Source organism: Kaarinaea lacus (assembly GCF_975902315.1).
This window is the reverse complement of the sequence record NZ_CDLKIE010000050.1, coordinates 1-4,118: the sequence shown is the minus strand read 5'-3', so window position 1 is coordinate 4,118 and position 4,118 is coordinate 1. Positions and strand designations below refer to the sequence as shown.

Below are 4,118 nucleotides of genomic sequence, written 5' to 3'. Positions count from 1 at the left end.
TCAAAGGCCACCCAATAGTCCCCCCCTTTTTAAAAGGGGGGCTAGGGGGGATTTAAAACACCCGAGGGATCAATGAAACTCCCACCCTACGCAGAACTTCACTGCATCTCCAACTATAGCTTCTTACGCGGCGCATCTTTCCCTGAAGAACTGGTAGAACGCGCCGCCTATTTACGCTATCGTGCCCTGGCCATTACCGATGAATGCTCACTGGCTGGCGTGGTGCGGGCCCACACCGCCGCCAAAGAACACAAGCTGCATTTAATCATTGGCAGTGAATTTCAACTGCAAGAGGGTATACGCTTTATATTACTTGCGACCGACCGCGCCAGTTACGGTCGTTTGTCCCATTTGATTACCGTGGCACGTCGCAACGCCGATAAAGGCGAATATCACCTGACACGGCAACTTGTCGAGCAATATTACCCTGAAGGTTGCCTGGTATTGTGGATCCCCGACCTGGACAAACAGACAGCCAATGATGAACACTTGCAATGGTTGACGCAGTGTTTCCCGCAACGTATCTGGATTGCCGTGGAGTTGTTATTAACCGGTGATGACCAGCAACAACTACAAACCCTGCAGGTCCTGGGAAAAAAATACCAGGTACCCTTGTGCGCCACCGGTGATGTGCACATGCATCATCGTAAGCGTCGTGCACTACAGGACACGCTCACCGCGATTCGTCTGGGCAAGCCTCTTGCCCAGTTAGGTTATGAGCTGTTTCCCAATGGTGAGCGGTCGTTGCGCTCCCGGCAGCGCTTGCAAAAGATATATCCACGAGCGCTATTAGAAGAAACCATTCACATTGCAGAGCGTTGCCAGTTCTCGTTGGATGAATTGCGCTATGAATACCCCAAAGAACTGGTACCTAAAGGTCATACACCACAGTCCTGGTTATGTGAACTCACCGAGCAGGGCATGCAACGGCGCTGGCCGCAAGGTGCTCCCGATAAAGTCAAAAAAGCCATCGAACACGAATTGGCGCTGGTAGAAGAGATGGTCTATGCACCTTACTTTTTAACGGTGCACGATATTGTGCGATACGCCAGAAGCCAGGGCATCCTTTGTCAGGGCAGGGGGTCAGCGGCCAACTCAGCAATTTGCTATTGCTTAGGAATAACCGAAGTCGATCCCGATCGCATGCAACTATTGTTCGAACGGTTTATATCAAAGGAGCGCAACGAACCACCGGATATCGATGTCGACTTCGAACACGAACGTCGTGAAGAAGTAATCCAGTATATTTACCAAAAGTATGGCCGTGAACGCGCCGCCTTGGCGGCAACAGTCATTACTTACCGCCCACGCAGTGCCGTGCGCGATGTAGGTAAAGCCATTGGCATGAGCCTTGATCTGGTAGATCGTCTCGCCAAGTCCATTTACTGGTGGCATCACCTGGAAACCATCCAGCAACAGCTTCAGGAAAACGGTTTCTCCATCGACAACCCGCTCATCAAACGCCTCGTAATATTAGTACATCAAATACTGGGATTCCCTCGTCATTTATCGCAACACGTGGGTGGTTTCGTCATTAGCCAGGGTAAGCTCTCGCACCTGGTGCCCATTGAAAATGCAACAATGCAGGATCGTACCGTCATTCAATGGGAAAAGGATGACCTGGAAGCATTAGGCTTACTAAAAATCGACATCCTGGCGCTGGGTATGCTCAGTGCCATTCGCAAAGCACTGACTTATATAAGTAGCTACTCAAAACAAACCATTACCCTGGCCGATATTCCACCGGAAGATCCCGCGGTCTATCACATGATCCAGCAAGCTGACACCATTGGCGTGTTCCAGATCGAGTCGCGCGCGCAAATGTCCATGTTGCCGCGCCTAAGACCGCATAACTATTATGACCTCGTGATTGAAATCGCGATTATTCGTCCCGGGCCCATCCAGGGCGACATGGTACACCCTTATTTACGACGCCGTAACGGGGAAGAAAAAATTTCATATCCCAGCGAAGCGGTAAAAGACGTATTAAGCCGAACCCTGGGCGTACCCATCTTCCAGGAACAGGTCATGCAGTTGGCCATGGTCGCGGCGGGATTTAGCGCAGGGGAGGCCGATAAACTGCGCCGCAGTATGGCCGCCTGGAAACGCAAAGGTGGCCTGGACCAGTTCGAAGGGAAACTTCTCGAAGGCATGAAAGCGCGCGGTTATACCGAACAGTTTGCGCAACAAATCTTTAACCAGATAAAAGGATTTGGAGAGTACGGTTTTCCTGAGTCACACTCCGCGAGCTTTGCCTTGCTGGCGTATGCGTCTTCGTGGCTCAAGTGCTATCATCCCGCCGCATTTACCTGTGCCTTACTTAACAGCCAACCCATGGGATTCTATGCGCCGGCACAACTCATCATAGATGCCCGTAAACATGGTGTTCATGTGTTGCCCGTTGACGTCAACACCAGCGCACATGACTGCACAATAGAATATGAAAATCAAAATCCCCCTTCATCCCCCTTTAAAAAAGGGGGAAGTAAAAAAAGTCCATCCTTTATAAAAGGGGAAAGCAAAAACAGTCCCCCCCTTTCTAAAAGGCCACCCAACCATTCCTCCCCCTTTGCGAAGGTCACCAAAATATTCCCCCCTTTGCAAAGGTCACCAAAACATTCCCCCCCTTTGCAAAGGTCACCAAAACATTCCCTCCCTTTGCAAAGGTCACCAAAACATTCCCCCCCTTTGCAAAGGTCACCAAAACATTCCCCCCCTTTGCAAAGGTCACCAAAACATTCCCTCCCTTTGCAAAGACTACCCAACCATTCCCCCCTTTTCCAAAGGGGGGCCAGGGGGGATTTGCATTTCAACCCACCCCTACGTCTCGGCCTGCGCATGATCAAAGGCCTGTCCACAACAGGCATCGATAACATCATCAACGCGCGTAAACAACAGGCTTTTACCAGCGTACAGGATCTTGCCACCCGCGCCCAACTAAACAAAAAGGATCTCGAATGTCTTGCAGCAGCAAATGCGCTGCAAAGCTTAAGCGGTGACCGTCATCGTGCCTACTGGGAAGTCGCAGGGATCGAAAACAACATCCCCGTTTTTCAAACACCATACTTCACAGAAGCCGAAGTCATGCTTTCCAGGCCCAGCGAAGGACAAAACATTGTTGCAGATTATGCTACGACAGGGTTAACACTCGGTCGTCATCCCCTGGCTTTATTAAGAAACCGTTTATCTGAACGCCGCATTCGCAAAGCCGAAGAACTATGGGAATTACCTAACGATACAAAAATAACAACCGCAGGCCTGGTGATTTGTCGCCAACGTCCCGGCTCAGCAGGCAACGTGGTGTTTGTCACGTTAGAAGATGAAACCGGGCAAACCAACGTAGTGGTCTGGCCAAAACTTGCCGAACGTCAGGCCAGGGAACTGTTAAAAGCACGCTTGCTTGCCGTACATGGCACTATTCAGCAAGAGGACGGTGTATTGCACATCATTGCTGCACGATTGGAAGACCTTAGTTCATGGTTGGGAACCCTAACGACTCAATCGAGGGATTTTTGTTAAAGCTAACTATAATAATAAAGGAGTAACCATATGAAAGTTATAAAAAAAATGAACCCAGGGATGCCTGGAACTAAAAAATATCTGGAAAAGTATGGCAAGAAATTATTATGTGTACGTTATCGATACGATGAAGAAACAAAAGAACAACTAACGACAATAGAATACGTGGTAAACCGTAAACTATATCCCAAACTAAATGCCGAAGTACAAAGGAAACTGGATCCCCACCCAAACCGGCATGTGCTAATAAAAGTTGACTATCATGAAGAAGAATTAAGACGAAAGATTAAAATGAATGGTGGAATATGGATAAAAGATAAACGAATGTGGAAAATTCCCTGTCACAAGGCATATGTGTTAGGTGTGGATAACCGAATTCAGGAAATCATATAAAATTCAAGAAAAGCTTAACTGCGGTTGTTTTTCATAATTGGATTTTTTCCATATTTGGACACAAATGCCTATATATGGAGTATTATGTCTAAATATGGAAACATGCCCATATTTAGACATTCTGTATAAACAACTGTTAGCTTTCAATAAACATGAATCGTAAATTATTTATTCTATGTGTTGTGTCGCTTAGTCTACTAAATGCG

Annotated in this window: 2 protein-coding genes; both read left to right on the top strand. The window is 48.0% G+C overall.

Annotated features, from left to right (window positions below; genetic code table 11):
- Positions 1-72 precede the first annotated feature (72 nt).
- Positions 73-3,519: an error-prone DNA polymerase gene (locus tag ACWVCM_RS00880; RefSeq protein WP_455199806.1), complete on the top strand. Its 3,447-nt coding sequence runs from the start codon at positions 73-75 to the stop codon at positions 3,517-3,519.
- Between the two features lie 30 nt (positions 3,520-3,549).
- Positions 3,550-3,912: a hypothetical protein gene (locus tag ACWVCM_RS00875; RefSeq protein WP_455199805.1), complete on the top strand. Its 363-nt coding sequence runs from the start codon at positions 3,550-3,552 to the stop codon at positions 3,910-3,912.
- Positions 3,913-4,118: the final 206 nt, after the last annotated feature.

Excerpts from the sequence above, each read along its gene's own strand:
- ACWVCM_RS00880 (WP_455199806.1), top strand. The coding sequence starts at position 73 with ATGAAACTCCCACCCTACGCAGAACTTCACTGCATCTCCAACTATAGC.
- ACWVCM_RS00875 (WP_455199805.1), top strand. The coding sequence starts at position 3,550 with ATGAAAGTTATAAAAAAAATGAACCCAGGGATGCCTGGAACTAAAAAA.